Origin of the sequence: Pseudomonas sp. MMS21 TM103 (assembly GCF_022132145.1) — a bacterium.
Classification (GTDB): Bacteria; Pseudomonadota; Gammaproteobacteria; order Pseudomonadales; family Pseudomonadaceae; genus Aquipseudomonas.
This window is the reverse complement of the sequence record NZ_JAJISP010000013.1, coordinates 1-5,409: the sequence shown is the minus strand read 5'-3', so window position 1 is coordinate 5,409 and position 5,409 is coordinate 1. Positions and strand designations below refer to the sequence as shown.

Annotated in this window: 2 tRNA genes and 3 rRNA genes; all 5 read left to right on the top strand. The window is 51.3% G+C overall.

Features of this window, described 5'->3' with window-relative positions:
- Nucleotides 1–165: 165 nt before the first annotated feature.
- Nucleotides 166–1,702: ribosomal RNA gene (locus LJY18_RS22460) — 16S ribosomal RNA — on the top strand.
- An 84-nt stretch (nt 1,703–1,786) separates the two neighbouring features.
- Nucleotides 1,787–1,863, top strand: a tRNA-Ile gene (locus LJY18_RS22455).
- Between the two features lie 37 nt (nt 1,864–1,900).
- A tRNA-Ala gene (locus LJY18_RS22450) sits at nt 1,901–1,976 on the top strand.
- 248 nt (nt 1,977–2,224) lie between these two features.
- Nucleotides 2,225–5,115: ribosomal RNA gene (locus tag LJY18_RS22445) — 23S ribosomal RNA — on the top strand.
- A 152-nt stretch (nt 5,116–5,267) separates the two neighbouring features.
- A 5S ribosomal RNA gene (gene rrf / locus LJY18_RS22440) occupies nt 5,268–5,383 on the top strand.
- Together the 16S, 23S and 5S rRNA genes with 2 tRNA genes alongside form the textbook arrangement of a ribosomal RNA operon.
- The last annotated feature ends 26 nt before the right edge of the window (nt 5,384–5,409 follow it).

Sequence of the window (5,409 nt, the reverse complement as noted above, 5' to 3'; positions counted from 1 at the left end):
GCCACCGCTCTTTAACAACTGAATCAAGCAATTCGTGTGGGTGCTTGTGAGGTAAGACTGTTAGTCGCAAGATTATCAGCATCACAAGTAGGCACTCGAAGTTCGAGAGTTTATTTGGAAATGCTGAGCCAAGTTTAGGGTTTTCACAAAACCCAAGCAGTATTAAAACTGAAGAGTTTGATCATGGCTCAGATTGAACGCTGGCGGCAGGCCTAACACATGCAAGTCGAGCGGTAGAGAAGTGCTTGCACTTCTTGAGAGCGGCGGACGGGTGAGTAATGCCTAGGAATCTGCCTAGTGGTGGGGGATAACGTTCGGAAACGGACGCTAATACCGCATACGTCCTACGGGAGAAAGCGGGGGACCTTCGGGCCTCGCGCCATTAGATGAGCCTAGGTCGGATTAGCTAGTTGGTGAGGTAAAGGCTCACCAAGGCGACGATCCGTAACTGGTCTGAGAGGATGATCAGTCACACTGGAACTGAGACACGGTCCAGACTCCTACGGGAGGCAGCAGTGGGGAATATTGGACAATGGGCGAAAGCCTGATCCAGCCATGCCGCGTGTGTGAAGAAGGTCTTCGGATTGTAAAGCACTTTAAGTTGGGAGGAAGGGCAGTAACTTAATACGTTGCTGTTTTGACGTTACCGACAGAATAAGCACCGGCTAACTCTGTGCCAGCAGCCGCGGTAATACAGAGGGTGCAAGCGTTAATCGGAATTACTGGGCGTAAAGCGCGCGTAGGTGGTTTGTTAAGTTGGATGTGAAAGCCCCGGGCTCAACCTGGGAACTGCATCCAAAACTGGCAAGCTAGAGTACAGTAGAGGGTGGTGGAATTTCCTGTGTAGCGGTGAAATGCGTAGATATAGGAAGGAACACCAGTGGCGAAGGCGACCACCTGGACTGATACTGACACTGAGGTGCGAAAGCGTGGGGAGCAAACAGGATTAGATACCCTGGTAGTCCACGCCGTAAACGATGTCAACTAGCCGTTGGGTTCCTTGAGGACTTAGTGGCGCAGCTAACGCATTAAGTTGACCGCCTGGGGAGTACGGCCGCAAGGTTAAAACTCAAATGAATTGACGGGGGCCCGCACAAGCGGTGGAGCATGTGGTTTAATTCGAAGCAACGCGAAGAACCTTACCAGGCCTTGACATCTACAGAACTTTCCAGAGATGGATTGGTGCCTTCGGGAACTGTAAGACAGGTGCTGCATGGCTGTCGTCAGCTCGTGTCGTGAGATGTTGGGTTAAGTCCCGTAACGAGCGCAACCCTTGTCCTTAGTTACCAGCACGTAATGGTGGGCACTCTAAGGAGACTGCCGGTGACAAACCGGAGGAAGGTGGGGATGACGTCAAGTCATCATGGCCCTTACGGCCTGGGCTACACACGTGCTACAATGGTCGGTACAAAGGGTTGCCAAGCCGCGAGGTGGAGCTAATCCCATAAAACCGATCGTAGTCCGGATCGCAGTCTGCAACTCGACTGCGTGAAGTCGGAATCGCTAGTAATCGTGAATCAGAATGTCACGGTGAATACGTTCCCGGGCCTTGTACACACCGCCCGTCACACCATGGGAGTGGGTTGCACCAGAAGTAGCTAGTCTAACCTTCGGGGGGACGGTTACCACGGTGTGATTCATGACTGGGGTGAAGTCGTAACAAGGTAGCCGTAGGGGAACCTGCGGCTGGATCACCTCCTTAATCGAAGACTTCAGCTTCTTCATAAGTTCCCACACGAATTGCTTGATTCATTGAAAAAGACGATTAGGTTAGAAGCCCGTTATTGGGTCTGTAGCTCAGTTGGTTAGAGCGCACCCCTGATAAGGGTGAGGTCGGCAGTTCGAATCTGCCCAGACCCACCAATTGTCAATTGAGTGGGGTGAGGCCTTGCGATTACCTGGGGCCATAGCTCAGCTGGGAGAGCGCCTGCCTTGCACGCAGGAGGTCAACGGTTCGATCCCGTTTGGCTCCACCACTTTATTGAGTTGTAGAGAGTTCAGAACTGAACATTCCTGCCACTGGCAGCTGAATGTTGATTTCTGGTCTTTGACCGGTAAGAAAAATCGTTCTTTAAAAATTTGGGTATGTGATAGAAGTGACTGATTGACTGCTTTCACTGGCAGTTAATTTGGTCAAGGTAAAATTTGCGTGTTCTCAATTGCAAATTTTCGGCGAATGTCGTCTTCACGTTATAGACAGTAACCAGATTGCTTGGGGTTATATGGTCAAGTGAAGAAGCGCATACGGTGGATGCCTTGGCAGTCAGAGGCGATGAAAGACGTGGTAGCCTGCGAAAAGCTTCGGGGAGGTGGCAAACAACCTTTGATCCGGAGATGTCTGAATGGGGGAACCCAGCCATCATAAGATGGTTATTACACACTGAATACATAGGTGTGTAAGGCGAACCAGGGGAACTGAAACATCTAAGTACCCTGAGGAATAGAAATCAACCGAGATTCCCTTAGTAGTGGCGAGCGAACGGGGACTAGCCCTTAAGTGGCTTTGAGATTAGCGGAACGTTCTGGAAAGTACGGCCATAGTGGGTGATAGCCCTGTACGCGAAAATCTCTTAGTCATGAAATCGAGTAGGACGGAGCACGAGAAACTTTGTCTGAATATGGGGGGACCATCCTCCAAGGCTAAATACTACTGACTGACCGATAGTGAACTAGTACCGTGAGGGAAAGGCGAAAAGAACCCCGGAGAGGGGAGTGAAATAGATCCTGAAACCGTATGCGTACAAGCAGTGGGAGCCTACTTTGTTGGGTGACTGCGTACCTTTTGTATAATGGGTCAGCGACTTATTTTCAGTGGCAAGCTTAACCGAATAGGGGAGGCGTAGCGAAAGCGAGTCTTAATAGGGCGTTTAGTCGCTGGGAATAGACCCGAAACCGGGCGATCTATCCATGGGCAGGTTGAAGGTTGGGTAACACTAACTGGAGGACCGAACCGACTACCGTTGAAAAGTTAGCGGATGACCTGTGGATCGGAGTGAAAGGCTAATCAAGCTCGGAGATAGCTGGTTCTCCTCGAAAGCTATTTAGGTAGCGCCTCGTGTATCACTGTTGGGGGTAGAGCACTGTTTCGGCTAGGGGATCATCCCGATTTACCAAACCGATGCAAACTCCGAATACCAACAAGTGTCAGCACGGGAGACACACGGCGGGTGCTAACGTCCGTCGTGAAAAGGGAAACAACCCAGACCGTCAGCTAAGGTCCCAAAGTTATGGTTAAGTGGGAAACGATGTGGGAAGGCTTAGACAGCTAGGAGGTTGGCTTAGAAGCAGCCACCCTTTAAAGAAAGCGTAATAGCTCACTAGTCGAGTCGGCCTGCGCGGAAGATGTAACGGGGCTCAAACCATACACCGAAGCTACGGGTTCATCTTAGGATGAGCGGTAGAGGAGCGTTCTGTAAGCCTGTGAAGGTGAGTTGAGAAGCTTGCTGGAGGTATCAGAAGTGCGAATGCTGACATGAGTAACGATAATGGGTGTGAAAAACACCCACGCCGAAAGACCAAGGTTTCCTGCGCAACGTTAATCGACGCAGGGTGAGTCGGCCCCTAAGGTGAGGCAGAAATGCGTAATCGATGGGAAACGGGTTAATATTCCCGTACTTCTAATTACTGCGATGGAGGGACGGAGAAGGCTAGGCCAGCACGGCGTTGGTTGTCCGTGTTTAAGGTGGTAGGCTGGAATCTTAGGTAAATCCGGGATTCTAAGGCCGAGAACTGATGACGAGTTATCTTTTAGATGACGAAGTGGTTGATGCCATGCTTCCAGGAAAAGCTTCTAAGCTTCAGGTAATTAGGAACCGTACCCCAAACCGACACAGGTGGTTAGGTAGAGAATACCAAGGCGCTTGAGAGAACTCGGGTGAAGGAACTAGGCAAAATGGCACCGTAACTTCGGGAGAAGGTGCGCCGGTGAGGGTGAAGTATTTACTGCGTAAGCCCACGCCGGTCGAAGATACCAGGCCGCTGCGACTGTTTATTAAAAACACAGCACTCTGCAAACACGAAAGTGGACGTATAGGGTGTGACGCCTGCCCGGTGCCGGAAGGTTAATTGATGGGGTTAGCTAACGCGAAGCTCTTGATCGAAGCCCCGGTAAACGGCGGCCGTAACTATAACGGTCCTAAGGTAGCGAAATTCCTTGTCGGGTAAGTTCCGACCTGCACGAATGGCGTAACGATGGCGGCGCTGTCTCCACCCGAGACTCAGTGAAATTGAAATCGCTGTGAAGATGCAGTGTATCCGCGGCTAGACGGAAAGACCCCGTGAACCTTTACTATAGCTTTGCACTGGACTTTGAGCTTGCTTGTGTAGGATAGGTGGGAGGCTTTGAAGCGTGGACGCCAGTTCGCGTGGAGCCAACCTTGAAATACCACCCTGGCAACCTTGAGGTTCTAACTCTGGTCCGTTATCCGGATCGAGGACAGTGTATGGTGGGTAGTTTGACTGGGGCGGTCTCCTCCTAAAGAGTAACGGAGGAGTACGAAGGTGCGCTCAGACCGGTCGGAAATCGGTCGTAGAGTATAAAGGCAAAAGCGCGCTTGACTGCGAGACAGACACGTCGAGCAGGTACGAAAGTAGGTCTTAGTGATCCGGTGGTTCTGTATGGAAGGGCCATCGCTCAACGGATAAAAGGTACTCCGGGGATAACAGGCTGATACCGCCCAAGAGTTCATATCGACGGCGGTGTTTGGCACCTCGATGTCGGCTCATCACATCCTGGGGCTGAAGCCGGTCCCAAGGGTATGGCTGTTCGCCATTTAAAGTGGTACGCGAGCTGGGTTTAGAACGTCGTGAGACAGTTCGGTCCCTATCTGCCGTGGACGTTTGAGATTTGAGAGGGGCTGCTCCTAGTACGAGAGGACCGGAGTGGACGAACCTCTGGTGTTCCGGTTGTCACGCCAGTGGCATTGCCGGGTAGCTACGTTCGGGAAAGATAACCGCTGAAAGCATCTAAGCGGGAAACTTGCCTCGAGATGAGATCTCACTGGAACCTTGAGTTCCCTAAAGGGCCGTCGAAGACTACGACGTTGATAGGTTGGGTGTGTAAGCGCTGTGAGGCGTTGAGCTAACCAATACTAATTGCCCGTGAGGCTTGACCATATAACACCCAAACAATTTGCTGTTTGTGTGCTAGACGTAAGAAGTCGACAACACACCGAAAGTTTGCAAGACCACGCATTACCCTTTATCACATACCCAATTTGGAGCCGCGTCCTTCTTGTTCAAAGAAGCACGATGTTCCACCCGAATTGCTTGACGACCATAGAGCATTGGAACCACCTGATCCCATCCCGAACTCAGTAGTGAAACGATGCATCGCCGATGGTAGTGTGGGGTTTCCCCATGTGAGAGTAGGTCATCGTCAAGCTTATATTCCAAACCCCCCATCTGCGT